Raw genomic sequence first — 24,645 nt, 5'->3', positions numbered from 1 at the left:
TGATCCGCGTCACTGGGAAGATCTGTCAGCACGTCCGTTTTGCACACGACGGTTCCGCTCGGAGAGACTGTAGGGTCCCGCCAACCCTGATGCGGAACCCTCACCGCCGCCGGGCCCAACGAGAGTACGAGCACCCCTCATGCGCGAGCGCCTGTCCGAAGTCCCCCCGCCCCCTCCCCCGACGTCCGGGCTCCCCCCGGAACCCCTCAGCCACAGCCTCAAGCAGCGCCATCTGACGATGCTGGGCCTGGGCGGCGTGATCGGCGCCGGGCTCTTCGTGGGCTCGGGGGCCGGCATCGGCATCGCCGGTCCCGCGATCATCTGCTCCTACCTGCTCGCCGGCGTCCTCGCCATGCTCGTGATGCGGGCGCTGGGCGAGATGTCGGCGGCGATGCCCGCCTCGGGCTCCTTCTCGGTGTACGCGGAGAAGGCCCTGGGGCGCTGGGCCGGCTTCTCCGCGGGCTGGCTGTACTGGTTCCTGCTGGTCGTGGTGCTGGCGGTGGAGGCCACCGGCGCGGCGAAGATCGCGAACGGCTGGGTGCCCTCCGTCGACCAGTGGGTCTGGGTGCTGCTGTTCATGGTGCTCTTCACCGTGAGCAACCTGGCCGCCGTGAAGAACTTCGGCGAGTTCGAGTTCTGGTTCGCCGCGCTCAAGGTCGGCGCCATCGTGCTGTTCCTGGTCCTCGGCACCCTCGCGATCTTCGGCCTGCTCCCGGCTGGGCCCGATTTCTCCGGGGATCCCGTGGGCCTGGCCAACCTCACCGGCCAGGGCGGCTTCTTCCCCACCGGCATCGGCGGCGTGGTCGCCGGCATGCTCGCCGTCATCTTCGCCTTCGGCGGCCTCGAGGTCGTCACCATCGCCGCCGCAGAGTCCGACGACCCCGCCCGGTCCGTCTCCCGCGCGGTGCGCAGTGCCGTGTGGCGCATCCTCTTCTTCTACATCGGCTCGATGCTGGTGATCGTCACCCTGCTGCCGTGGGACTCGCTGGAGCCGGGCCAGAGCCCGTACGTCGCCGCCCTCGACTCCATCGGCATCCCGGCGGCCGGCCAGATCATGAACATCGTGGTGTTCGTGGCACTGCTGTCGGCACTGAACGCGAACCTCTACGGGTCCTCGCGCATGATCTTCTCGCTGGCCGAGCGCGAGGAGGCGCCCCGGTCGCTGCTGAAGGTCTCGGGCGGCGGGGTGCCGCGGCGGGCGGTGTTCGCGTCGGTGGCCTTCGGCTTCCTGTCGGTCGTGCTGAACCTGCTGTGGCCGGACACGATCTTCCTGTACATGCTCAACGCGGTCGGCGCGGTGCTGCTGTTCGTGTGGGCGCTGATCGCGGTCTCGCAGCTGAAGCTGCGCCGCCGGATCGAGCGGGACATGCCGGAGCGGCTGACCCTGCCGATGTGGCTGTTCCCGTACGCGACCTGGTGCGCGCTGCTGGGCATGGCCGCGGTGCTGGTGCTGATGCTGTTCGACGACTCGGCGCGGCCCCAGCTGCTGTGGTCGGCGGGCGCCGCCTCGGCGGTGCTGGTCGTGGCGTGGGTGCGGGAGCTGCGGGACCGCCGGTCCTGAACGGGCGGGAATGCGCGTGGGTACGGCCCGGGACGGGAGTCCCGGGCCGTACCCGTTTGCGCAGCGTGGAATACATACTGCTAGCGTGCAGTTGCGCATTAATTGCAATAAGCGATTGGCACGCCGAGGGGACCGGATCACACGCATGGCCATCTACACGCTTCCCGAACTTCCGTACGACTACGCGGCACTCGAGCCCGTGATCAACCCGCAGATCATCGAGCTGCACCACGACAAGCACCACGCGGCCTACGTCACGGGCGCCAACAACACGCTGGAGCAGCTGGCGGAGGCGCGCGACAAGGAGAACTGGGGCGCGCTCAACGGCCTGGAGAAGAACCTGGCGTTCCACCTCTCCGGCCACATCCTGCACAGCATCTACTGGCACAACATGGCCAGCCCGAAGACCGGCGAGGGCGGCGGCGAGCCGACCGCGGCCGACGGCCTGGGCGACCTCGCCGACGCGATCGCCGAGTCCTTCGGCTCCTTCGAGAAGTTCAAGAAGCAGCTGACCTTCGCCTCCTCGGCCACCCAGGGCTCCGGCTGGGGCGTGCTCGCGTACGAGCCCGTCAGCGGCCGCCTGGTCGTCGAGCAGATCTACGACCACCAGGGCAACGTGGGCGTGGCCAGCACCCCGATCCTGGTCTTCGACGCCTGGGAGCACGCCTTCTACCTGCAGTACAAGAACCAGAAGGTGGACTTCATCGAGGCGATGTGGAACGTCGTCAACTGGCAGGACGTGGCCAAGCGCTACACCGACGCCAAGGCCAACACCCCGCTGCTGATCCCCGTCAAGGGCTGACCGGCACCCCACAGCCGTCCGCCTCGTGATCGTCTTCTCAACCTTCACCGGCGGGCGTGTTCAACGGAAGGCCCCCGCGAGGACGTGACTCGCGGGGGCCTTCTGCGTCGTCGCGCGGGCGGGCTACTCGAAAGACGGGCCCTTGGTGCGGGTGCGCTTGATCTCGTAGAAGCCGGGCGTGGAGGCGACCAGCAGGGTGCCGTCCCACAGCCGGGCGGCGGCCTCGCCGCGCGGGGCGGGGGTGACGACCGGGCCGAAGAAGGCCACTTCCTCGCCGTCGGCGCCGGGCACGGAGATCACCGGGGTACCGACCTCCTGGCCGACCCGCTCGATGCCGTCGTTGTGCGAGGCGCGCAGCACCTCGTCGTACTCGTCGGAGTCGGCGTACGCGAGCAGCTCGGCCGGCAGGTCGAGCGCCGCCAGGGCCTCGGCGATGACCTCGCGGGTCGCACCCTTGTCCTCGTTGTGGATGCGGGTGCCGAGCTCGGTGTACAGCTTGCCGGTGATCTCGTCGCCGAACTTCTGCTGGGCGGCGACCACCACGCGGACCGGGGCCCAGCCCTTGGGGCCGAGCAGTTCGCGGTAGCGCTCGGGCAGTTCGTCGAGGCGGTTCTCGTTCAGCACCGCGAGGCTCATCACGTGCCAGCGGACCTCGACGTCACGGACCTTCTCGACCTCCAGCATCCAGCGGGAGGTCATCCAGGCCCAGGGGCAGAGCGGGTCGAACCAGAAGTCGACCGGGGTCTTCTCGCGCACCTGGGTGTCGGTCATGTCTCTCCTCAGTCTCCGGCTTGGCAAAAAGGCAGCACTGGCTGACGTTCTGTGTCCCCAACCAGGACCGGGGCGCGCACATTCCCCCGTGGGAGGATTCGTCACAAGAACGCGACGACGCACGAAGGAGTGCACGTGCCCGGAGAGAACCTGTCCCGCGAGGAGGCCCGCGAGCGGGCCGAACTGCTGTCCGTCGACGGGTACGAGGTCGTCCTCGACCTCCGGTCGGCAGTGGAGGAGGCCGACGCAGCCGAAGGACCCCGCACCTTCCGCTCGGTGACCACGATCCGCTTCCGGGCCGCCGCCTCCGGCACGTCCACCTTCGTGGACCTGATCGCGCCCTCCGTGAACTCCGTCACGCTGAACGGCCGGACGCTCGACGCCGCCGCCGTGTTCGACGGCGCGCGGATCGCCGTCGACGGCCTGGCCTCCGAGAACGTCCTGGTGGTCGACGCGAACTGCGCGTACAGCCGCACCGGTGAGGGCCTGCACCGCTTCGTGGACCCCGAGGACGGCGAGGTCTACCTCTACACCCAGTACGAGCCGGCGGACGCCCGCAGGGTGTATGCCAACTTCGAGCAGCCGGACCTGAAGGCGCCGTACCGCTTCGAGGTGACCGCGCCCGAGGGCTGGCAGGTCTGGAGCAACGGCGCGGAGGAGTCCCGCGAGGGAGGGGTGTGGCGGTTCGCCGAAACCCAGCCGATCTCGACGTACATCACCTGCGTCGTCGCCGGTCCCTACCACTACGTGACGGACACCTACACGCGCGGGGACCTGACGATCCCGCTGGGCGCGATGTGCCGCAAGGGGCTGGCGAAGCACTTCGACGCGGACGACGTCTTCCTCGTCACCAAGCAGGGGTTCGACCTCTTCCACGAGATCTTCGACTACCCCTACCCCTTCGGGAAGTACGACCAGGCCTTCGTGCCGGAGTACAACCTGGGCGCGATGGAGAACCCGGGGATGGTGACCTTCCGCGAGGAGTACATCTTCCGCGGGAAGGTCACGAAGGCCTCCTACGAGCGGCGCTCGAACACGATCCTGCACGAGATGGCGCACATGTGGTTCGGCGACCTCGTCACCATGAAGTGGTGGGACGACCTGTGGCTGAAGGAGTCCTTCGCGGACTTCATGGGCTCCTTCGGACTGGTGGAGGCCACCCGCTTCGACCAGGCGTGGGTCACCTTCGCCAACAACCGCAAGGCGTGGGCCTACCGCGCCGACCAGCTGCCGTCCACCCACCCGATCACGGCCGACATCCGTGACCTGGAGGACGCGAAGCTGAACTTCGACGGGATCACCTACGCCAAGGGCGCGGCGGTGCTGAAGCAGCTCGTCGCCTACGTGGGGCGGGAGGCGTTCCTGGAGGGCGCGCGCCGCTACTTCAAGGCGAACGCGTACGGCAACACCACCCTGGACGACCTGCTGTCGGTGCTCGCCGAGGTCTCCGGCCGGGACATGGCCGAATGGTCGCGGGCCTGGCTGCAGACGGCGGGCGTGAACGTGCTGACCCCGGTGCTGACGTACGACGCGGGCGGCCGCGTGACGGAGCTGGCGGTGGTCCAGGAGGGCGACGAGCTCCGCCCGCACCGGGTCGCGGTCGGCCTGTACCGGCTGGAGTCCGACGGCAGCCTGGTCCGCTACGCGCGGGCCGGGGTGGACGTGGCGGAGCCGCGGACGGTCGTCGGGGAACTGGCGGGCCGGGAGCGGCCCGACCTGGTCCTGGTGAACGACGAGGACCTCACCTACTGCAAGATCCGCTTCGACGAGGGCTCGCTGGCCACGCTGCGCGGGCACCTGGGCGATCTGACCGACCCGCTCGCACGGGCGCTGAGCTGGTCCGCCCTGTGGAACCTGACGCGGGACGGCCTGATGCCGGCGCGCGACTTCCTCTCGCTGGTACTGGCCCACGCGGGCCGCGAGACGGACGTCGGCGTGCTGCAGATGCTGCACGCGCAGGCCCAGACCGCGGTCACCCACTACTCGGCGCCCGACCGGCGCGAGCAGGCCGGCCGGGAGCTGGCGGCGGGCGCGCTGCACGAACTGCGGCTGGCCGAACCGGGATCGGAGCACCAGCTGACGTGGGCCCGCTTCTTCGCGGCGGGCGCGACGACCGAGGGCGACTTCCAGCTGCTGCTGGGGCTGCTGGACGGCTCCGCCCGGATCGACGGGCTGGAGGTGGACCAGGAGCTGCGCTGGGACTTCCTGCTGCCGCTGGCCGCGCACGGGGCCGTGGACGAGGGCGTACTGGCCGCGGAGCTGGCGCGGGACGACACGGCGTCGGGCAAGCGGCACCAGGTGCGGTGCCTGGCGGCGCGGCCGTCCGCGGCGGTCAAGGACCAGGCGTGGGCGGCGGTGGTCGAGTCCGACGCACTGTCGAACGCGCTGGTGGAGGCCACCATCGCGGGCATGCAGCAGGCTTCGCAGCGGGGGCTGCTGGCGGCGTACGCGGGGCGGTACTTCGAGGTGATCGAGCGGATCTGGTCGGAGCGGTCGATCCAGATCGGCATCCACGTGGTGAAGGGGCTGTACCCGTCGCTCCAGGACCCCGAGTCCACGGTGGCCGCGACCGACGCGTGGCTCTCCTCGCACGCCTCGGCTCCGCCGGCCCTGCGCCGCCTGGTCCTGGAGTCCCGGGACGACCTGGCGCGGGCGTTGCGCGCCCAGCGCTGCGACGCGGCCGCCGTCTGACCCCGCGGGGGTTCGGGGCCCGGCCCCGAACCCCCGCCGGCGTTTGAGGCGCGGGGTGCGGGGCGGAGCCCCGGTCGGGACGGCGCAGCGTATCGGTCATCGAACGCCCGTACTTTAGCCCTGTCTTGTCCGGATTTGTCGACGAGCGTGTAACACCGGTTAGCAAGGCCATGGCCTGAGGGAACCACTGCGTCATGAACCACAACGCACCCCTCCCCCTCGCCCACCTCACCGGCAGCCGCCCCCGCGTGCTCACCCTCGCCCAGCTGCGGGAGCACGGCGTCTCCGCCTCCGACGCCGCCGGGCGGCCCTGGCAGCAGATCCTGCCCGGGGTTTTCCTGCTCCACTCCGGGCCCGCGACCAGCGAGGAGCGGCTGCACGCCGCCCTGCTGTACGCCGACCGCCGCGGGCACGGGGAAGCCATGATCACCGGGCTGGCGGCACTCGCCCTGTACCGGTTCACCTCCGTCCCCGCGCTGCTCGCCCTCCCGCACATCGACGTGCTCGTACCCGGCACCCGCCGGCTGCGCTCCACCGGGGACGTGCGGATCGTGCGCGCGCACACCCCGCCGCGGTCCGAGGAGGTGACCGGACTGCCGGTGGCGCCCGTCGCGCGGGCCGTCGCCGACGCCGTCGCCCAGCTCGACGACGCCGGCACCGTACGCCGCCTGCTCAGCGAGGCCGTCCGCGCCGGGCACTGCGAACCGGCGGCCGTCGTACGGGAACTGACGGTGGCCCGGCTGCTGAACCGCCCGCACGTGGTCGACGCCGTCGAGGCGCTCCTGGTGGAGGGCCGCGCCATCGCCGAGGACCGGCTGTACCACCTCGTACGCGGCTACGAGCTGCCCGAGCCGGTCTGGAACGTGGACCTGCGCATCCCCGGCGGCCCCCACCTCGGCGGGGTCGACGCCTTCTGGCCGGAGCACTCCGTGGCCCTGGAGCTCGACACCCGCGCCCCGCGCCAGGACGAGGACGAGGAGTGGTCCGAGTCCGTGCGCAAGCGCGAGACCCTGGAGCGGCTCGGCGTGACCGTCATCCACATCACCCCGCGCAAGCTCCGCGACTGGCCCGAGCGGCAGGCCGCGGTCGTCCGGACCGCCCTGACGGCTTCCGGCGACCGCGAGCCCGCCGCCTATCTGGTGGTGCTGCCCAGGTGAGGCAGGTGGGGCGAGTACTCCGGGGCGCTCCAGCGCAGCCGCCCCGGATGGACGGCCTCCACCACCGACTCCACGCGGAAGCGGGTGCTGCGGCTCCCGTCGGGCCCGAACTCGACCCGGGCGCGGCCGCTGAGCTGGAGTACGGCCCCGGTCTCCCAGTCCGGGAAGAGCAGCCCGGCCCGGGGGTCGGCCGCGAGGTTGCCCAGGGTCAGGAACATGGCGTTGCCCGCGTAGTCCGGCCAGCTCAGCTCGGTCGGCGAGAGCACCTCGACGAAACCGGGCAGCCCGCCGCGGTGACTGGCGTCGACCCCGTCCGCCTCCGCCGTGGTGGCCACGAAGAAGGTGTCGGCGGCGCGGACGGCCCGCTCCTGGCCGGGGGTGAGCGCTTCCCCGCGCCGCACGACACCGGCTCCTTCGGCGGCCAGGTCCAGCGGCTGCCGCTTCTGGAGGTACTTGGGGCAGTTGGAGAAGACCTGCTCGGCGTGGACCGCGAAGCCGCGGGCGGTCACCTCGAGCGTCCCGTTCAGCCTCATCCGGCGCCGGGTGCGCGGGTCGAGCGAGATGGTGCCGACCTTCGTCCCGGCCGTGGCCAGCGCCCCGGTCAGCGGATCGCCCGCCGGCAGCCCGCCGGCGACCGTGATCCGCTGCGGCCCGGTGGCCCGTACGAAACCGGGCGCACCGGTGAGCAGGGAGGCCCACAGCCGGCCTCCGCCGTCGGCCGCCCCGACGACCAGGTGGGGCTGCTGCTCCAGGAAGGCCGCGGCCACGTCCCTGATGCCCGTGCCGATCGAGCGGCCGACGTGCTCGGCGAGCTCGCGCACGCCGACCCGTTCCTGCACGGCCAGCGAGCCCCGGTGGTAGACCCCGGACATTAGAAGAAGCCGCAGGTGGGAGCGGATTCGGCGGGGGCGGGGGCACCTTCGGCGCCGGTCGGGACCGAGATCTCCAGGCGGGTCCCGTCGGGGTCGTGGAAGAAGATGCCGCCCGATGCCGAGCCCTCGCGGTGGGCGACGACGCCCTCGTACGCGAACTCGACGCCCAGGCCGCGCAACCGCTCCTCGTACTCCCGCACCTCCTCGATGGCTCCGGCGGAGAACGCCAGGTGGTGCAGTCCGGCCGCGGCGGGGACGTACGCGCCCTCGGCCTGCTGCCAGAGGGTCAGCACGAGCTCGCCGTCCTGCCCCAGGAAGGCGAAGCGCCGGCCCTCCTCCTTGCCCTCGCCCAGCACCTGGAAGCCGAGCGCGTCCCGGTAGAAGCCGAGCGAGCGCTCCAGATCGGTGACGTTCAGGCCCACGTGCCCGGTGCGGAGCGTGCTGATGGCAGTCGTCATGGCGGGTTCCTTCCCCAAAGGAGTTCTTGACTTCCCTACGTTCTAACCTTCTAAATCGATGTTAAGGGTTAGAACAAGAGGCGTCAACCGGTCACGTACCCTTCAGGGGTTAGCGAGGCGTGGAGGAGACGGAAATGACGGCGACGGACCCGGCGGCGGACCCCCGCCCCCTGACCGGGGAGCCGGTCGCGCTCGACCTGCTGAACACGCGCTGGATGCAGGAGGGCGAGCTCGCCGACCTCTTCGCCGGGGCCTTCGGGCTCGCCCGGGTCGAGGGGCTGCGGATCTGGCTGGAGTCCACCGGGCTGGCCGGCCGCTTCCGCGCCGACGCCCCGACCCTCGTCCACCTGATGACCGCCCGGGAGGCCCTGGCCCGCGCGGTGGCGGACCCGGCCGACGAGAGCGCCCGCGCACTGGTCGACGCCGTACTGGAGCACGGCCGCATCCGCGCCACCCTGACGGCCGAAGGCCCGGGCGAGCGGGCCGAGTTCGACGACCCGACCTGGGGCCCGGCCTGGACCGCGGCCCGGAACTACCTGGAACTGCTGGCCACCGCGCCCGACCGGATCCGCAAGTGCGCCTCCGAGACCTGCATCCTGCACTTCCACGACACCTCGCGCAACGGCACGCGGCGCTGGTGCTCGATGGCCGTCTGCGGGAACCGGGCGAAGGCCTCACGTCATTACGCGCGCACGCGCGAGCGCTGAACGATCCGAAACTGTCACACCCGCACCGGGGCGCGATCGCGCCCCGGTGCTGTCGTGCGGTCGTCAAGTCGACAAATCAGCTCCGCGGCTCCCGGATTTCACCCCGGTCTGTCCCGGTAAGGCGCCGCTGGCGTATGCGCTGCGCTGGCGAGTGTCCGCCATGGCGGGTACCGGTCAATGACAACCCTCCCCAAAGAGCTGTCGTTTGCGCAAAGCTGACCGGTCATCCGGCACCGAAATCCGGACCGTATCTTTCACTTACCAGGGATGCTGATGACCCTCGAATCCCCCGGCTCCATACCCACGGCCAGACGCGTCGCGCGCGTCGCGGCCGCGGCAGGCCTGGTGGCCGCCCTCGCGGCCACCGGCTCGGCGCCCGTCTTCGCGGCGAACGGGACCGACGCCCCGGGCTCCAACCCAGCCGTCAAGTCCGCCGACCAGAAGATCGGTTCGGCCGACGCCGAGCTGCTCCAGGAGGCCAAGGCCAAGGGTGACGCGACCGTCACCGTCATGGTCGCCACGGCCCCCGGCCAGACCAAGCAGGTCGCCGACCAGATCGGCGCCGTCCCCGGCGCCTCGGTGGGCCAGACCTACGACAAGCTCGGTTACGTGCGCGCCACCCTGCCCACCGGCAAGGCGGAGGCCGCGCTGAAGGCGGCCGCCAAGCTGTCCTCCGTGCACGGCATCGACCTGCGCCACGAGATCCAGCTGCCGGACCCCCGCCCCGACACCAAGGGCGAGTCGGGCAAGGTCCAGAAGACCGCCGCGGAGTCGTACCCCGCGCCGGACAAGAACACCCCGGCGAAGAACCCGTACAACCCGTCCTTCGAGACGGGCGCGGTCGACTTCGTCGCGAAGAACCCGCAGGCCGACGGCCGCGGCGTGACCATCGGCATCCTGGACTCGGGCGTCGACGTCAGCCACCCGGCCCTCCAGAAGACCACCACCGGCGAGCGCAAAATCGTCGACTGGGTCACCGCGACCGACCCGATCGCCGACGGCGACGCCACCTGGCGCGCCCAGATCACCCCGGTCACCACCGCCGGCGGCACCTTCACGGCGGGCGGCGCGAGCTGGAAGGCCCCCGAGGGCAGCTTCCAGTGGAGCCGCTTCAGCGAGTCGATCACCGCCAACGGCGACATGAAGGGCGACGTCAACCGGGACGGGGACACCACCGACCGGTTCGGCATGCTCTACGACGTCGCCGCCGGCACCGTCCGCGTCGACACCGACCAGGACAACGACTTCACGAACAACGAGCCGATGAAGCCGTACAAGGACGGCTACCAGATCGGGTACTTCGGTACGGACAACCCGGCGACCGACGTCGCCGAGCGCATCCCGTTCGTGATCCAGATCCGCAAGGACGTCCCGATGGACCCGCTCGGCGGGGACTGGGTCGGCAAGAAGGCCGACTTCGTCAACATCGGCATCATCGAGTCCGAGCACGGCACGCACGTCGCCGGCATCACCGCCGCCAACAGCCTCTTCGGCGGCAAGATGAACGGCGAGGCGCCGGGCGCGAAGATCGTCTCCTCGCGCGCCTGCACCTGGTCCGGTGGCTGCACCAACATCGCGCTGACCGAGGGCATGATCGACCTCGTCGTCAACCGCGGCGTGGACATCGTCAACATGTCCATCGGCGGCCTGCCGGCGCTGAACGACGGCAACAACGCCCGTTCGGAGCTCTACAAGAACCTCATCGACACCTACGGTGTCCAGCTCGTCATCTCGGCGGGCAACGAGGGCCCCGGTGTCAACACCATCGGCGACCCCGGTCTCGCGGACAAGGTCATCTCCGTGGGTGCCGCGGTCTCCAAGGAGACCTGGGCCGCCAACTACGGCTCCGGCGTGACCAAGAAGTACAACATGTTCCCCTTCTCCTCGCGCGGTCCGCGTGAGGACGGCGGGTTCACGCCGACCATCACCGCCCCCGGCGCGGCCATCAACACCATCCAGACCTGGCTGCCCGGCGCGCCCGTGAAGGAGGCCGGCTACACCCTCCCGGCCGGTTACGGCATGCTCCAGGGCACCTCGATGTCCTCGCCGCAGGCGGCGGGCGCCAGCGCCCTGCTGATCTCGGCCGCCAAGCAGCAGAAGATCGCGCTGTCCCCGGCGAGCCTGCGCACCGCGCTCACCAGCACCGCGAAGAAGATCGACGACGTCCCGGCGCACGCCCAGGGCTCGGGTCTGATCAACATCCTCGGCGCGTGGGAGTCCATCCAGCGCGGCGCGAAGTCCAACGAGTTCACCGTCAAGGCGCCGGTCGACACCGCGATCGACCAGTTCCTGAAGACCCCGGGCTTCGGCACCGGCCTCTACGACCGCGAGGGCGGCCTGAAGGTCGGCCAGAAGAAGGTCTACGACGTCGTCGTCACCCGCACCACCGGCGTCAAGTACGGCACCCGCCACAACCTGAGCTGGCGCAACAACGACGGCACGTTCAAGGTCATCGGCGGCTACGACTACGTCACGCTGCCGCTGAACAAGCCCGTCACCATCAAGGTCGAGGCCAACGTCAAGACGGCCGGCGTGCACAGCGGCATCCTGCAGCTGGACGACGAGACCACCGAGGGCATCGACAAGCAGATCCTGACCACGGTCGTCGCCTCCACCCCGCTGGCGAAGCCGTCGTTCGCCTTCTCGGACACCTCGTCCGTGCAGCGCAACAGCCACAAGTCGTACTTCGTCACCGTGCCGCAGGGCGCGAAGACCCTCGAGGTCGCCCTGGGCGGTCTCGCGGCGGGCAGCCAGACGCGCTTCATCTCGATCCACCCGTACGGTGTGGGCGTCGAGGACAGCGCGACCACCCAGTGCTACCCGAACTACGACAACCCGGCGAACAAGTGCCGCCCCGACCTGCGGTCGTACGCCGACCCGCAGCCGGGCGTCTGGGAGATCGAGGTCGAGTCGCGCCGTACGTCGCCGCTCCTCGACAACCCGTTCAAGCTGGACGTCTCCGTGCTCGGCGCGGCCTTCGACCCCGCGGTCAAGGTCCTGCCCGAGGTGAAGCAGGGCACCCCGGCGCCGGTCCAGTGGACCGTCAAGAACGACGGTGCGGCCATCGCCGGCGGCAAGCTCCAGGGCGGCCCGCTCGGCTCGGCGAAGGTCGCCAAGCCGACCATCGCCAACGGTGAGACCCAGACCACCGAGGTCACGATCGGCGAGGGCGTCTCCCGCCTCGACATCGCGATCGGCAAGGTCTCCGACACGGCCGCCGACCTCGACCTCGAGGTCTACAAGGACGGCGTCAAGGTCGGCTCCTCCGCCGACGGCGACTCCGAGGAGGCCGTGAGCCTGGCCAACCCGGGCGCGGGCACCTACCAGATCAAGGTGATCGGCTACGCCGTCCCGTCCGGCTCCACCACCTACGACTACCGCGACGTGTTCTTCTCGGCCGCCCTGGGCTCCGTCCAGGTCGACGAGGCCGCCGCGGTGAACCTCGCCAACGGCGCCTCCACGGCGATCTCGGCGAACGTCCTGGTCAGCGCCGCCGCCCCCGAGGGCCGGCAGTTCTTCGGCCAGGTCCAGCTGCTGAACGCCCGCGGCACCGCCGCCGGCACCGGCAGCGTGCAGATCGAGAAGGTCCTGCCGTAGCGCGTGCGCGCGAGCGCGAACGCATGACGGTGTGACCGCATGACGGAGGGGCCGGTGCCGATGGCGCCGGCCCCTTCGCGCTGCCCCGGCCCCTTCTGCGCCCGCCCGCTCTTCGTCCGCGCGGCGGGCGAGTGGAGCCTTCGGATCCGCGGCCGAGGGGTCCCGGGACCCGTCAACCGCGGCAGATCGTCCGTACTGCGGACAATGGATTGGACAAGGCTCGTGGGGTCGAACGCATGATGGCTCCACGCGCGCACGCGTCGTACGTAGCTGAAGGAGTCACCGTGAGGGTCGGAATCGTCGGAGCCACCGGACAGGTCGGCGGAGTCATGCGCGGCATCCTCGCCGAGCGCAAGTTCCCGGTGGACGAGCTGCGGCTGTTCGCCTCGGCCCGTTCGGCCGGCTCGACCCTCGAGTGGGAGGGCCGGGAGATCACCATCGAGGACGCCTCGACGGCGGACTACTCCGGCCTCGACATCGTGCTCTTCTCCGCCGGCGGTGCCACCTCCAAGGCCCTCGCCGAGAAGGTCGCCTCCCAGGGCGCCGTCGTGATCGACAACTCCTCCGCCTGGCGCAGCCACCCCGAGGTCCCCCTCGTGGTCTCCGAGGTCAACCCGCACGCGATCAAGAACCGCCCCAAGGGCATCATCGCGAACCCGAACTGCACCACCATGGCCGCCATGCCGGTGCTGCGCCCCCTCCACGAGGAGGCCGGCCTGTCCGCGATGGTCGCCACCACCTACCAGGCCGTCTCCGGCTCCGGCCTGGCCGGCGTCGCCGAGCTCAAGGGCCAGGCCTGCGCGGTGTCCGAGGCCGCCGACCAGCTGACCTTCGACGGCGACGCGGTGGAGTTCCCCGAGCCTGCCGTCTACAAGCGTCCGATCGCCTACAACGTGGTCCCGCTCGCGGGCAACCTGGTCGACGACGGCTCCTTCGAGACCGACGAGGAGCAGAAGCTCCGCAACGAGTCCCGCAAGATCCTCGAGATCCCCGGCCTCAAGGTCTCCGGTACCTGCGTGCGCGTCCCCGTGTTCTCCGGCCACTCGCTCCAGGTCAACGCCCGCTTCGACCGCCCGATCAGCGTCGAGCGCGCCTACGAGCTGCTGAAGGACGCCCCGGGCGTCGAGCTGTCGGAGATCCCGACCCCCCTCCAGGCCGCCGGCAAGGACGCCTCGTACGTGGGCCGCATCCGCGCCGACGAGACGGTGGACCACGGCCTCGCGCTGTTCCTGTCGAACGACAACCTCCGCAAGGGCGCCGCGCTGAACGCGGTGCAGATCGCGGAGCTCGTCGCCGAGGAGCTGAAGCAGGGCTGACCCCCGGCAGACGTGCGGGAAGGGGCGGGCGCCGTTCGGTGCCCGCCCCTTCCCCGTGTCACGGCCTGCGGACCTCGAAGAGGAAGCAGCCGAACTCGGCCGCCCTGAGGTGCACGAGGGCCGTCTCCGGCTCGGCGAAGGCCTCGTCGAGGGCCCGCTCGATCACCCCGCCGGGGTCCTCCCCGAGGTCCAGGACCCGCCCGCCGAGGATGTGCCCCCGGGCGTCGTACCGCCGGGCGGTGCGCTGCACGCCCGCGCGGGCGAAGGGGTGCCCGGCGCCCGCCGCGGGCCCAGCGCAGGCCTCGGCGTGGATGAAGACCGGCCCCTGCTCGTCGTAGGCCCCCGGGTCCGCGCCCGTACCGGCCGCCCAGCGGCGCAGCGGCGCGTACGAGACGAGCGCGATCCGCTCGCCGGCCCCGCTCGCCCGCAGGCAGCAGCGCAGCGGCGCCCCGCCCTCCATGTCCCGGTACGGGAGGCACTCCCGGCCGGCGTCGTCCCGCACCCGGAGCTCCGTGAGTGCCGTCTCCTCGATGGGCCTCGCCCAGTAGCTGCTGTCCATGTCCGCCAGCATGGTCCCGCCGCCCGCCGGAGTCCGGCGGGAATCCGACGTCGCGTTCGCCCGTGGATTAGTCCGGCCCGGTGGCACGAACCGCATGGAAGGATGGCCGGGCAACGTCACCATCAAAGGAGATGAACGCGTGCCCGGCACGAATCTCACCCGTGAAGAGGCCCAGCAGCGGGCCAAGCTGCTCACCGTCGACTCGTACGAGATCGAGCTCGATCTCAGCGGCGCTCAGGAGGGCGGCACCTACCCCTCCGTGACCACCGTGCGTTTCCAGTCGGCCGAGGCCGGGGCCGAGACCTTCATCGACCTGGTCGCCCCGGCCGTGCACGAGGTCGTCCTGAACGGCAGGTCGCTGGATGTCGCGGCGGTCTTCCGGGACTCCCGGATCGCCCTGGACCGGCTCGCGGCCGGTGCCAACGAGCTCCGCGTCGTCGCGGACTGCGCGTACACCAACACGGGCGAGGGCCTGCACCGCTTCGTCGACCCCGTCGACCAGCAGGCCTACCTGTACACGCAGTTCGAGGTGCCGGACGCGCGGCGGGTCTTCGCCAGCTTCGAGCAGCCCGACCTGAAGGCGACGTTCCGGTTCACCGTGACGGCCCCCGAGGGCTGGACGGTCATCTCGAACTCGCCGACGCCCGAGCCGAAGGACCGGGTGTGGGCCTTCGAGCCGACGCCGCGCATCTCCTCGTACATCACCGCGCTGATCGTCGGCCCGTACCACTCGGTGCACAGCTCGTACGAGGGCAAGGACGGGCAGTCCGTCCCGCTCGGCATCTACTGCCGCCCCTCGCTCACCGAGTTCCTCGACGCGGACGCGATCTTCGACGTGACCCGGCAGGGCTTCGACTGGTTCCAGGAGAAGTTCGCCTACGACTACCCCTTCGCCAAGTACGACCAGCTCTTCGTGCCGGAGTTCAACGCGGGCGCGATGGAGAACGCGGGCGCGGTCACCATCCGCGACCAGTACGTCTTCCGCTCGAAGGTGACGGACGCCTCGTACGAGGTGCGTGCGGAGACCATCCTCCACGAGCTCGCCCACATGTGGTTCGGCGACCTCGTCACCATGGAGTGGTGGAACGACCTGTGGCTGAACGAGTCGTTCGCCACCTACACGTCCATCGCGTGCCAGGCGTACGCGGAGGGCTCGAAGTGGCCGCACGCGTGGACCACCTTCGCCAACTCCATGAAGACCTGGGCGTACCGGCAGGACCAGCTGCCGTCCACGCACCCGATCATGGCGGACATCCGTGACCTCGACGACGTCCTGGTCAACTTCGACGGCATCACGTACGCCAAGGGCGCCTCGGTGCTCAAGCAGCTCGTCGCGTACGTCGGCATGGAGGCCTTCTTCAAGGGCGTGCAGGCCTACTTCAAGGCCCACGCCTTCGGCAACACCCGCCTGTCCGACCTGCTGGGCGCCCTGGAGGAGACCTCGGGCCGCGACCTGACCACCTGGTCGAAGGCATGGCTGGAGACGGCCGGCATCAACATCCTGCGGCCGGAGATCACCACCGGCGCGGACGGCGTGATCACCGCCTTCGGCATCCGCCAGGAGGCGCCCGCGCTGCCCGCCGGCGCCAAGGGCGAGCCGACGCTGCGCCCGCACCGGATCGCGGTCGGCCTCTACGACCTGGACGGCGGCAAGCTGGTCCGCACGGACCGGATCGAGCTGGACATCGACGGCGAGCTGACGGAGGTGCCGGAGCTGCTGGGCCGTGCCCGCCCGGCCGTGGTGCTGCTCAACGACGACGACCTGTCGTACGCCAAGGTCCGCCTGGACGAGGAGTCCCTCGCCACGGTGACCGCGCACCTGGGCGACTTCACCGACTCGATGCCGCGCGCCCTGTGCTGGGCCTCGGCCTGGGACATGACCCGCGACGGCGAGCTGGCCACCCGCGACTACCTGGCCCTCGTCCTGTCGGGCATCGGCAAGGAGTCGGACATCGGCGTCGTCCAGTCCCTGCACCGCCAGGTGAAGCTGGCCGTGGACCTGTACGCCGACCCGGCGTGGCGGGAGGAGGGCCTGGCGGCCTGGACCTCGGCCGCGCTGGAGCACCTGCGTGCGGCGGCGCCGGGCAGCGACCACCAGCTGGCGTGGGCGCGCGCCTTCGCGGCCACCGCCCGTACGGAGGAGCAGCTGTCCTTCCTGTCGGCGCTGCTGGACGGCTCGGCCGTGGTCGAGGGCCTGGCCGTCGACACCGAGCTGCGGTGGGCGTTCCTGGAGCGGCTGGCGGCCACGGGCCGTGCCGACGAGGCGGCCATCGCGGCGGAGCTGGAGCGGGACGCGACGGCGGCCGGCGAGCGGCACGCCGCGACGGCGCGGGCGGCGCGTCCGACGGCCGAGGCGAAGGCCGCCGCGTGGGCGTCGGTGGTGGAGTCCGCGGACCTGCCGAACGCGGTGCAGGAGGCGGTGATCGCGGGCTTCGTCCAGACGGACCAGCGCGAGCTGCTGGCCCCGTACGCCGCGCAGTACTTCGCGGCGCTCAAGGGCGTCTGGGAGTCCCGCAGCCACGAGATCGCCCAGCAGATCGCGGTGGGTCTGTACCCGTCGCTCCAGGTCTCGGAGGCCACCCTGGCCTCGACGGACTCCTGGCTGGACTCGGCCGAGCCGAACGCGGCGCTGCGGCGCCTGGTCTCGGAGTCCCGGTCGGGCGTCGAGCGCGCCCTGAAGGCCCAGGCCGCGGACGCCGCTGCCGCTGGCGCGTAGCCCCCGCCGTCCGTGCCCGTGGAGCACCGCCCCACGGGCACGGCCGGCAGATCCAGCCCCTCCGGCGTTTGAGGAGCGGGGTCCGGGGTGGAGCCCCAGGACGGGTCCGGGCGGAGCCCGGGGAACGGTGGAAAGGCGGGTGGGGGACGGGCCCCGCGCAGCGGCAACGGCCCCGCCCCGGGCTACCCGCGGGCCGCGGCGACGGCGCGGAGGGCCGTCAGGACGTGGGCCAGCGCCGGCGCGGCCTCGCCACCCCGGCGGACCGCGGCGATCACGTGGCGGGTGGGCCGGTCGTGGGTGAGGACCCGGACGGCCACGCCCGAGGCCCGGCTCGACACCATGCGGGGCACCAGGGCCACCCCCATGCCCGCCTCGACCATCGCCAGGATCGCCGTCCACCCGGAGGCGGAGTGCGCCTGCTCCGGCACGAACCCCGCTGCCTCGCACGCGCCCACCGCGATCTCCGACCAGGGCCCGCTGCCTCCGTAGATCCACGGATCGCCGGACAGGTCCGCCAGCCGGACCTCCGCCGCCCCGGCCAGCGCGTGCCCCGGCGGGAGCGCCACGTCCAGCGGGTCCTCCATCAGCGTCACCCGCGTGAACCGCGGATCGCGGGCCGTCGGCGCATGGGCCGCCAGGGACAGGGCCAGGTCCACGCCCCCGGCCGCCAGCAGCTCGTAGGACTCCGCGGCCTCCGTCTCACGGACCCGGACCTCCACCCCGGGCCGGCTCTCCCGCAGCGCCGCCACCGCCGGGACGACGAGTGCCGGTACGGCGGTGGAGAAGGCGCCCACCCGCACCTCCCCCGCGTCTCCCGCGAGGTACCCCGCGAGCTCGGCGTCGGCCCGCTCCAGCTGGGCGAACACCGCCTCCGCGTGGCGCAGTACGAGGTGCGCCGCGTCCGTGAGGCGGACCCGCCGGCCCTCGGCCTCCAGGAGCGCCACCCCCAGCTGCCGGGCGAGGTTCGTCAGCTGCTGCGAAACGGCCGAGGGCGTCATGTGCAGCGCCTCGGCCGTCGCGGTCACGGTGCCCCGTTCGGCGAGGGTCCGCAGGATCCGCAGCTTCTTGATGTCCCACTCGGTCATGGGCCGAACCTACCGGCGGCCTACTTGCGGGCGCTCCCCAGCATGACCCCGCCCAGGATCAGGACCATGCACAGGAGCTGCGCGGGGCCGGTCCGCTCGCCCAGCAGGAGGAGGCCGAGTCCGGCCACGCAGACCGGCTGGAGGTAGTAGACGACTCCGGCGCGGGCCGCCCCGATGATCGAGACCGCCTTGTTCCAGGCGAAGAAGGCGACGGCCGAGGAGAACACGCCGACGTAGAGCAGCGCTCCGACGGACCCGGCGGTGACCTCGAAGGCGCCCTGGACGGAGACGGAGACGGCGTAGGCGGGTGCCAGCATCAGCGCGCCGAGCGCGAAGGTGGTCATCAGGAAGGCCAGGCCGCCCAGTTCGGCGGGCTTGCGCTTGAGCAGGGCGCTGTAGGTGGCGAAGGAGAGGGCGGCGGCGAACATCCACAGGTCGCCGGCGCCGAAGTCGAAGCCGATGGAGCCGTCCCCGACGAGCAGCAGCACGCCGAAGGCCGCGACGAACATCCCGATGGTGCGGCGGGCGCCGAGCCGTTCGCCGCCGAGGCGGGCGTACAGCGCCATGATGACGGGCGAAGCGGCCATGATCATGCCCATGTTGGAGGCCGAGGTGGTCAGTCCGGCCTGGTGCACGAGGGTGTTGTAGAGGGTGACGCCGAACAGCGTGGCCAGGGCGATGAACCCGAAGTGCTTGCGGATCAGGGCCCGCTGCTGCCAGACCTGGCGGGCGGCGAAGGGGGCGACGGCGACGAGGGCGATGACCCAGCGCCAGAAGACGGCCTGCACGGGCGGGACGTGCCCGGCCATTCCGCGCGTGGCGACGAAGCTGCCGGACCAGACGACCGTCGCGAGGAGGGCGAGGAGCACGCCGAGCCCGGCGGCTCCCTTCTTCCCGGTGCCCATGACGGTGGGCTGAGCTTGCGGAACGGTACGGGCGCGGTCCGTGACGGCCACTGTGTGTCTCCCCCTCGGGGTGGGTCTGCGTGATCGGTACGCCTACCGTCGCACCGTCCCATCGGTCAGGTCCATCGAAATGTTTTGATTGATCTCTTCAGTAGAACTGAACGATTCCTCGGCGGCGACGCGGGCCGGGCGGGCGGCCGAGAGCTGTCCGGCGACGGTGGCCCCGAAGGCGATCGCCATGCCCGCCAGCTGTACGGGCGTCAGCGCCTGGCCGAGGGCCGCCCAGCCGATGACGGCCGCGGTGAGCGGGGAGAGCGGGCCGAGCAGGGTGACCGAGGTGGCGCTGAGCTGCCCGATGCCGCGGAACCAGAGCCAGTACGCGGTCCCGGTGTTGATCAGCATCATGTAGCCGTAGCCGAGCACGGCGTGGCCGTCGAGCGCGGGCGGGGCGCCTTCGACCAGCGCGGCGACCGGGACGATGACCAGCCCGCCCGCGGTGAGCTGCCAGCCGGTCATGGCCAGCGGGCCGACGCCATCGGGCCGTCCCCAGCGCTTCGTCATCACGGTGCCCGCACCCATGGAGGCGGAGGAGACCACGCCGGCGATGATCCCGATGGCGTCCAGCTTCGCCTCGGCGGTGAGGACGACCATGCTCACGCCGAAGGCCGCCACGATGGCCGCGAGGACGGTACGGAGACTCGCGCGCTCCCCGAGGAGCAGGGCGGCGAGCCCCACGACGAACAGCGGGCCGGCCGAGCCGAGCACGGCCGCGACCCCGCCGGGCAGCCGGTAGGCGGAGAGGAACAGCAGCGGGAAGAAGGCGCCGATGTTGAGGGTGCCGAGGACGGCGGACTTCCACCACCACTCGCCCTTGGGCAGGGTCCGGGCCAGTGCCGTCAGCAGCAGTCCGGCGGGCAGGGCCCGCATGACCCCGGTGAACAGCGGCCGGTCGGGCGGCAGCAGTTCGCTGGCCACGAAGTAGGTGGAACCCCAGGAGATCGGGGCGAGGGCGGTGAGGGCGACGGTGGCGATGCGCTTCATGGTGCTGACTCCTCGGCAGGTGAGGATCGAGGGACGTGAGGGGCGTGCGGGCGGCGCTCAGGCCGCGGCCGGCACCGAGGTGCGGGGGGCGGCCGGCGCCGGCGGCTCGGCGTGCACGGCCTCGGCGGGCAGGTGCGGCTCCAGCCGGACCAGCGCCAGGGCGGCGCCGAGCGCGCTGACGGTGAGGACGGCCCAGGGCAGGCGGCCGTCGACGGCGAGCAGGGCGGTGAAGAGGGAGGGGGCGAGCGCCGTGGCCAGCGAGTAGGACAGCTGGTAGGTGGCCAGGTAGCGGCCGCGGACGGGTTCGGGGGCGGCGGAGACCGACAGGGCGCCGCCGGAGGGGCTGTGCACCAGCTCGCCGAGGGTGTAGACGACCACGATGACCATCAGGGCGACCAGGGTGGCGGTCTGCCCGGGGCGGACGGTGCCGAGCACGATCTGCCCGACGAAGGCGGCGGCGAAGAGCAGCGACCCGAGGGCGGCCGAGCGGGTGCGGCGGGCGCCGGAGCGGCGGACCCGGCTCGCGATCAGCACGCCGGCCCCGGCGCACAGGGCGGTGTTGAGGGTGAAGGCGGCTCCGGTGAGGGAGTCGGGCGCCGTCAGCCAGGTGGTCAGGTAGAGCGGGAAGAGGACCGAGAGGGCGGAGTAGCCGAGCGCGGTGAGGAAGTTGGCGGCGGTCAGCCCGAGGAAGGGCCGGTCGCGCAGGACCATCCGGTAGCCGGCGGACTCGCGCTTCGCGGAGCCGGTCCCGGCGGCGTGCACCGGGCGGACCCGGGAGACGAGCAGTCCGGCGAGGGTGAAGGCCAGCGCGTTGCCCCAGGCGGTGTAGGTGAATCCGCCGGTCCCCCACAGCGCGAGGACCCCGGAGACGAGCAGGGCGCCCGCGCCCATGCCGGCGTTCTGCAGCGCCCGGATCGAGGCCTGGAGCCGGTCGCGGGCGGAGCCGCGCGCCACCTCCCCGATCAGGGACTGCTGGACGACCGAGAAGGAGCGGTCGGCGAGGGCGGTGACGAGGGTGACCGCGGCGAAGGCGGCCGGCGAGCTCGCGAAGGGGTAGAGCGCGAAGCCGGCCGCCCGCATCCCGTACAGCACCAGGTTGACCTTCTTGGCGCCGAACCGGTCGACGGCCGTCCCGGCGAGCGGCATGAAGGCCAGTCCGGCGACGCCCGTGATGGTCATGACCAGGCCGACGAGGGTGAAGGAGAGCCCGGTGACGTGGTGGAAGAAGACGAGCGAGAACGGGATGTACATGCCGATCCCGACCGCGCTGATGCCGACACCGGCGAGCATGGCCCGCTCTCCCGCGACTCTCGTTTCCATGTGCTTCCCCCGCAGTTGGCCGGTCAAAGTAGGTCGATGGAAAGTAGCTTACTCCTAAGCTACTTTCCGTCAAGCAACTTTCTTGCGATCGACTTCCGGAAGGCTGGATACTGCGCCCATGACCGAGGCCAACAAGGACGCCGTCGACGCCATCGCCGCCCAGTGGCACGTGGTGCGCCCGGACCTGAACACCGACCCCATGGAAGTCTTCGGACGCATCTACCGGATCGCCCGGGCCATGGGGGACGAGATGGAACGGACCTACGCCCGCTTCGGGATCTCACGCGGCGAGTTCGACGTGGTCGCCACCCTGCGCCGCTCGGGCGAGCCGTACACGCTCTCGCCGCGGCAGCTGTCGGCGACGCTGATGCTCACCACGGGTGGCATGACGGGGCGTCTGGACAAGCTGGAGAAGGCCGGACTGCTCTGCCGCAAGCCCGATCCGCACGACCGGCGCGGACTCCAGGTGACGATCACCGACCGCGGGCTCGCGCTCATCGACGAGGCGGTCACCGCCGGCCTCGAGGTGCAGCGCGCCGCGCTCACCGGGCTGACCGAGGACGAGGCCGCCGTGCTCAGCGGGCTGCTCCGCAAGCTGCTTGCCGGCATGTGAGGACACGACGAGGCGCCGGGGGTCGTCGCACGGCCGAAACGAATCGGTGGTGCGGACCCCCGGCGCCCGGGAAGTATGTGGTGCTGCCCCTACGGGGTCAGCCCGTTCAGGCCTGCTTCTGCGGCTTGTCCGACTTGTCGAGGACCATCACCAGACCGGCGATGACCAGGAACAGCACGATCGGCAGGGCCACGTACAGGCCGAGCGTCTCGCCGACGCTCAGACCCGCGCCCGGGTCGTCGCCGTCGTCGCGGGTGAGCGCGAGGGCGGGAGACGTCATCAGCAGCATCATCAGCGCGGTTCCGGCCGTGACGGCGCCGGCGCGCAGAGCGTTCTTCTTGTCCACGGTGCCAAACTAGCGAACGCCCCGACGGCCCGCGCGCCCGGGGGTGCCGTACGGGGTCAGGCCCCCTTCCGCAGGGCCCTCAGCAGGGCGTTCGCGCGGGGCGAGGCAGCCAGTTCCTCCAAGGTCAGGGGCCGTCCGTCGGCGTCGGCGACCGGCAGCCGCCAATTGGGGTACTGGTCCCACGTGCCCGGCAGGTTCTGCGGCCGCCGGTCCCCCACCGCGTCCGGCAGCCACACGCCGACCAGCCGGGCCGGGGTGCGCAGCAGGAAGGCGTACAGGGCCCGTACGGCGGCCTCCTCGCCCACGGTGTCCAGACCCAGCCCGCCGAGCAGTTCCAGCCACTCCGCGGTGTCGGCGGCGTCCTCGGCCCGCTCCCGTTCGACCGGGGACGCCAGCAGGCCGAGGCGGGCGCGCAGTTCCACGTGGGTCCCGGCGAGCTTGGCGGCCGTGGGCGGCAGATCGTGGGTGGTGACGGTGGCCAGGCAGTCGGCCCGCCAGTCCTGCGGCGCGAGCGGCTTGCCGCCCCCGTCCCAGTCCCGCTCGAACCAGAGCACCGAGGTGCCGAGCACCCCGCGCCGGGCCAGCGCCCGGCGGACCCGCGGCTCGACCGTCCCGAGGTCCTCGCCGATGACCAGGGCCCCGGCCCGGTGGGCCTCCAGGACCAGGACCGCCAGCATGGCCTCGCCGTCGTACGCGACGTACGCGCCCTCGGCGGGCGGGGTCCCCTCCGGGATCCACCAGAGCCGGAACAGGCCCATGACGTGGTCGATGCGCAGGGCGCCGGCGTAGCGGAACACCGAGCGCAGCAGGGACCGGAAGGGGGCGTAGCCGGTGTCGGCCAGCCGGTCCGGCCGCCAGGGCGGCAGCCCCCAGTCCTGCCCGCGCGCGTTGAAGGCGTCGGGCGGGGCGCCGGCGGAGGCGCCCCGGGCGTGGAAGGAGCCGGTACGGGCGTCCGAGCCCTCGGGGTGCACGCCGACGGCGAGGTCGTGCACGATGCCGACGGCCATCCCCGACTCCCGGGCCACCCGCTGCGCCGCGGCGAGCTGGGTGTCGGTCAGCCAGACGAGCCAGCGGTGGAAGTCGGCCTTCCCGTCGCCCACATGGCCGGCGCACCAGGCGGCGTGGACGTCCAGCGGAGCCCCCTGCTCCGCACAGAAGGCCCGGTACGCGGCCTCGCGCTCGGGCGTCCGCGGGACGGCGTACAGCAACTCCAGGGCGGCGCGCTTGAGTTCCCAGACGGCGTCCCGGTCGATCAGCTCCCCCTTCTCCAGCACCGCGCGGCGCAGCTGCGCACCCCGCGCGGCGAGTTCGGCGAGGGCCTCCTGCTCCGGGCACCCGGCGTACTCCGGGACGTCCTCGATCCGCAGGTGGACCGGGTCCGGGAAGCGGCGCGAGGAGGGCCGGTACGGGGACGGGTCGGTCGGGGTGCCGGGCACGGCCGCGTGCAGCGGGTTGACCTGGATGAACCCGGCGCCGTGGGTGCGGCCGGCCCAGCGGGCGAGTTCGGCGAGGTCGCCGAGGTCGCCCATGCCCCAGGAGCGCTCGGAGAGCAGCGAGTACAGCTGGACGAGCACCCCGTGCGCCCGCTCGGGCGCGGCGGGCGCCCGCTCCGGGGCCACGATGAGGGTGGCCTCGCCCGTGCGCCCGTCCGGCACGGCGACGGCGAGCCGGTGAACCCCCAGGGGCACCTCTCCGGGCACGGATCCGCCGGACCATTCGACGCACCGGGGCCGTGCGGCCCGCTCCGCAGGCGCCGGACACCCGCCGGGCGCCCCCGGTTCCGCCGGCTCCGGTTCCAGGCGGACCTTCGTCCCGGCCGGCAGCGCGGCGAGCTCCGCCGGCGGCGGCTCGCCCTCCCACCACACCAGCGTCTGCGGCAACAGCCGCTCCCGCTGCCGCCGTTCGGCGGAGTCCAGACCCGCCGAGACGTCCTCGGGGGTGTCGGTGCACACCCCGAGCATCCCGAGTACGGCGGCGACCGTGGCCGGCGGTACCGGGACGGTGACGTCCGCGGCCGGCTGGTAGGCGGTGGCCACGCCGTGCAGGGCCGCGAGCCGGGCCAGGTCGTCCATGGGCGCACTCCTTTGTGCTGAGGGTGGGTCGGCGCCCGGTCAACACCGGGGCGGCA

General features: G+C 72.0%; 19 protein-coding genes. 9 read left to right on the top strand and 10 right to left on the bottom strand.

The genetic code is table 11. From position 1 onward, the window contains the following. The first annotated feature begins 139 nt into the window (after positions 1-139). Together ACIGFK_RS22240 and ACIGFK_RS22235 are read left to right on the top strand one after the other, a co-directional pair. The gene (locus ACIGFK_RS22240; RefSeq protein ID WP_376662052.1) at positions 140-1,561 is read left to right on the top strand and encodes an amino acid permease; all 1,422 of its coding nucleotides are present in this window, start codon (positions 140-142) and stop codon (positions 1,559-1,561) included. 145 nt (positions 1,562-1,706) lie between these two features. Then, positions 1,707-2,363 carry a superoxide dismutase gene (locus tag ACIGFK_RS22235; RefSeq protein ID WP_376662051.1) on the top strand — a complete coding sequence of 219 codons (657 nt, stop codon included), beginning with the start codon at positions 1,707-1,709 and terminating at the stop codon, positions 2,361-2,363. Between the two features lie 123 nt (positions 2,364-2,486). On the opposite strand, the gene ACIGFK_RS22230 is transcribed toward ACIGFK_RS22235, so the two are convergent. Further along, positions 2,487-3,134, bottom strand: a complete 648-nt coding sequence (locus ACIGFK_RS22230) for a DsbA family protein (protein WP_376662050.1) — start codon at positions 3,132-3,134, stop codon at positions 2,487-2,489. A 135-nt stretch (positions 3,135-3,269) separates the two neighbouring features. On the opposite strand from ACIGFK_RS22230, the gene pepN (ACIGFK_RS22225) reads away from it, so the two are divergent. Both pepN (ACIGFK_RS22225) and ACIGFK_RS22220 read left to right on the top strand, forming a co-directional pair. Further along, the gene (gene pepN / locus ACIGFK_RS22225) at positions 3,270-5,825 is read left to right on the top strand and encodes an aminopeptidase N (protein ID WP_376662049.1); all 2,556 of its coding nucleotides are present in this window, start codon (positions 3,270-3,272) and stop codon (positions 5,823-5,825) included. A gap of 194 nt (positions 5,826-6,019) precedes the next feature. Beyond that, positions 6,020-6,982 (top strand): hypothetical protein, encoded by a 963-nt coding sequence (locus tag ACIGFK_RS22220; protein ID WP_400053244.1) that lies wholly within the window; start codon positions 6,020-6,022, stop codon positions 6,980-6,982. On the opposite strand, the gene ACIGFK_RS22215 is transcribed toward ACIGFK_RS22220, so the two are convergent. Further along, positions 6,958-7,854, bottom strand: a complete 897-nt coding sequence (locus ACIGFK_RS22215; RefSeq protein ID WP_376661379.1) for a pyridoxamine 5'-phosphate oxidase family protein — start codon at positions 7,852-7,854, stop codon at positions 6,958-6,960. The genes ACIGFK_RS22220 and ACIGFK_RS22215 overlap by 25 nt on opposite strands. After that, positions 7,854-8,312: a VOC family protein gene (locus ACIGFK_RS22210; RefSeq protein WP_386473644.1), complete on the bottom strand. Its 459-nt coding sequence runs from the start codon at positions 8,310-8,312 to the stop codon at positions 7,854-7,856. Before ACIGFK_RS22210 ends, ACIGFK_RS22215 begins: the two co-directional genes overlap by 1 nt. Before the next feature lie 134 nt (positions 8,313-8,446). Here ACIGFK_RS22210 and ACIGFK_RS22205 point away from each other — a divergent pair, with 134 nt between their 5' ends. From ACIGFK_RS22205 to ACIGFK_RS22195, 3 genes are all read left to right on the top strand, one after another. Continuing rightward, positions 8,447-9,019 carry a CGNR zinc finger domain-containing protein gene (locus ACIGFK_RS22205; protein ID WP_400053241.1) on the top strand — a complete coding sequence of 191 codons (573 nt, stop codon included), beginning with the start codon at positions 8,447-8,449 and terminating at the stop codon, positions 9,017-9,019. Between the two features lie 273 nt (positions 9,020-9,292). Beyond that, positions 9,293-12,616: a S8 family serine peptidase gene (locus ACIGFK_RS22200; protein WP_386473647.1), complete on the top strand. Its 3,324-nt coding sequence runs from the start codon at positions 9,293-9,295 to the stop codon at positions 12,614-12,616. A gap of 284 nt (positions 12,617-12,900) precedes the next feature. Beyond that, positions 12,901-13,932 (top strand): aspartate-semialdehyde dehydrogenase, encoded by a 1,032-nt coding sequence (locus ACIGFK_RS22195; RefSeq protein ID WP_376661375.1) that lies wholly within the window; start codon positions 12,901-12,903, stop codon positions 13,930-13,932. A gap of 58 nt (positions 13,933-13,990) precedes the next feature. Here ACIGFK_RS22195 and ACIGFK_RS22190 read toward each other — a convergent pair whose 3' ends face one another. After that, positions 13,991-14,491 carry a DUF1203 domain-containing protein gene (locus tag ACIGFK_RS22190; RefSeq protein WP_376661374.1) on the bottom strand — a complete coding sequence of 167 codons (501 nt, stop codon included), beginning with the start codon at positions 14,489-14,491 and terminating at the stop codon, positions 13,991-13,993. Between the two features lie 139 nt (positions 14,492-14,630). Between ACIGFK_RS22190 and pepN (ACIGFK_RS22185) the strand changes: the two genes are divergently transcribed. Beyond that, the gene (pepN, locus tag ACIGFK_RS22185; RefSeq protein ID WP_400053238.1) at positions 14,631-17,207 is read left to right on the top strand and encodes an aminopeptidase N; all 2,577 of its coding nucleotides are present in this window, start codon (positions 14,631-14,633) and stop codon (positions 17,205-17,207) included. A gap of 182 nt (positions 17,208-17,389) precedes the next feature. Here pepN (ACIGFK_RS22185) and ACIGFK_RS22180 read toward each other — a convergent pair whose 3' ends face one another. Genes ACIGFK_RS22180 through ACIGFK_RS22165 form a run of 4 tightly spaced genes read right to left on the bottom strand, consistent with a single transcriptional unit; the run spans position 17,390 to position 21,558 of the window. Further along, on the bottom strand, positions 17,390-18,292 hold the full coding sequence (locus ACIGFK_RS22180; RefSeq protein WP_376657582.1) for a LysR family transcriptional regulator: 903 nt from the start codon (positions 18,290-18,292) through the stop codon (positions 17,390-17,392). A gap of 20 nt (positions 18,293-18,312) precedes the next feature. After that, positions 18,313-19,248, bottom strand: coding sequence for a DMT family transporter (locus tag ACIGFK_RS22175; RefSeq protein WP_376657583.1), 936 nt, complete (start codon positions 19,246-19,248; stop codon positions 18,313-18,315). Positions 19,249-19,290: 42 nt separating this feature from the next. After that, positions 19,291-20,238, bottom strand: a complete 948-nt coding sequence (locus ACIGFK_RS22170; protein WP_400053236.1) for an EamA family transporter — start codon at positions 20,236-20,238, stop codon at positions 19,291-19,293. 57 nt (positions 20,239-20,295) lie between these two features. Next, positions 20,296-21,558, bottom strand: coding sequence for an MFS transporter (locus ACIGFK_RS22165; protein ID WP_376657585.1), 1,263 nt, complete (start codon positions 21,556-21,558; stop codon positions 20,296-20,298). Between the two features lie 118 nt (positions 21,559-21,676). Here ACIGFK_RS22165 and ACIGFK_RS22160 point away from each other — a divergent pair, with 118 nt between their 5' ends. Next, positions 21,677-22,171, top strand: a complete 495-nt coding sequence (locus ACIGFK_RS22160) for a MarR family winged helix-turn-helix transcriptional regulator (RefSeq protein ID WP_376657586.1) — start codon at positions 21,677-21,679, stop codon at positions 22,169-22,171. 106 nt (positions 22,172-22,277) lie between these two features. Here the strand turns inward: ACIGFK_RS22160 and ACIGFK_RS22155 are convergent, their stop codons facing one another. Together ACIGFK_RS22155 and ACIGFK_RS22150 are read right to left on the bottom strand one after the other, a co-directional pair. Continuing rightward, positions 22,278-22,517 (bottom strand): hypothetical protein, encoded by a 240-nt coding sequence (locus ACIGFK_RS22155; protein ID WP_376657587.1) that lies wholly within the window; start codon positions 22,515-22,517, stop codon positions 22,278-22,280. A 56-nt stretch (positions 22,518-22,573) separates the two neighbouring features. Beyond that, positions 22,574-24,589 carry a 4-alpha-glucanotransferase gene (locus tag ACIGFK_RS22150; protein WP_400053233.1) on the bottom strand — a complete coding sequence of 672 codons (2,016 nt, stop codon included), beginning with the start codon at positions 24,587-24,589 and terminating at the stop codon, positions 22,574-22,576. Positions 24,590-24,645: the final 56 nt, after the last annotated feature.

It is taken from the genome of Streptomyces sp. NPDC085524 (genome assembly GCF_044541755.1).
Lineage (GTDB): Bacteria > Actinomycetota > Actinomycetes > Streptomycetales > Streptomycetaceae > Streptomyces.
The sequence above is the reverse complement of the archived record's forward strand: the minus strand, read 5'-3'. Positions and strand labels throughout refer to the sequence as shown.